This is a genomic window from Paeniroseomonas aquatica (genome assembly GCF_030409335.1).
GTDB classification, from domain to species: domain Bacteria; phylum Pseudomonadota; class Alphaproteobacteria; order Acetobacterales; family Acetobacteraceae; genus Belnapia; species Belnapia aquatica.
The window spans coordinates 1-1,115 of sequence record NZ_JAUFPN010000251.1 but is presented as its reverse complement, the minus strand read 5'-3'; the positions used below and the strand labels follow the sequence as shown (position 1 = coordinate 1,115).

The 1,115-nt window shown below is 63.8% G+C and carries 1 protein-coding gene; it reads right to left on the bottom strand.

Annotation, left to right across the window (positions count from 1 at the left end; translation table 11 throughout):
• Nucleotides 1–161: 161 nt before the first annotated feature.
• Nucleotides 162–983, bottom strand: coding sequence for an AbiU2 domain-containing protein (locus QWZ14_RS29140; protein WP_290320573.1), 822 nt, complete (start codon nt 981–983; stop codon nt 162–164).
• Nucleotides 984–1,115: the final 132 nt, after the last annotated feature.

Here is a 1,115-nt window from a genome sequence, read left to right as displayed (position 1 = left end):
GAGGGCGGAGCCAAATGGCCGAGCTACTCGACCACGACCTGGCGGCACCTGCCACCGCCTCTAGCCTTCTCGTCGTGGCCCACGGTGTACGGCTATATGACCGAGGCGGGCACGATCTCCGCCGAGCAGGAACACTCTACCGGTGGGCGGCCGAAAGCGGTTTACGTGCTGGCCTGATCCTTCAGTGGCCCCAGCCGGGCGTCCTCGAACTCTCTCGGCGATTCCGGGCGCAGCACCGCCAGGAAGCAGCGGGCCCTGAATCCGAACTGCTCGATGTCGCGCAGGTCGTTGTGATCCGCGGCGGTGAGCAGGAAGTAGGCGTTCCAGACGAGATCCCGCGCCGTGTCGTAGACCACCCGCAGGTCGCTCTGCCTCGGCGGGGACGTCTCCCAGACCGCGTCAAGCTCGTGATGGGCGATGTGCTTGTTCCGCATGTCTGTCAGGCGTGCCATGGCCGCCTTCACCTCGCCGCCTTTCAACGTGCGCTTTGCCCGTGTGAAGCCTGCCATGTGGCGATCAAACGCCTCGGTGGCCATCTGCGCGTTGATGACCCGCAGCATCGCCTGTGTGTCGGCGTGGTCCTGCGCGGTCCTGCCCGGCATGTCGACCGGGATAATGTTCTCGGTTGAATGGTAAGCGATCCGCTGATTGCGGAGCCACTCGACATTCGTCCGGTCCGCGACGTCGTTGAACGCCGTCTTCGTGTTCAGGGCGGTGCCGTCAAAGATGCGGGTCAGGCCGAGGATGATGGCGTTCTGCAGCGCCATATAGACGCTGAGCGTGACCGTAGCGACGCTGGACGCACCCAGCCGCTGCTGAAGGGCCGTGTCCGCGGTCATCGCCTCATACAGCGTGATGTGTTCCGCGATCTGCACCAGCTCAAGTGTCGCGGCGCGCAGTATCTTTTCCGCCCGCCTGAGATCTTCAGGGGCATCAACCGGCAGCCTCGACGGCGCATCAATCCCCGGCAGCTGATCGGTCACTTGCTTACCCTTCTGGCTTCTGGCCCCGACTTCTGGCCCCAGCCGTGGGGCCATTCAACCCTTTGAGCTACATAGCTGAAGAGACTTTTGGCTCGGCGGATTCAACATCCGTAGCGAACACCACCACCGTTC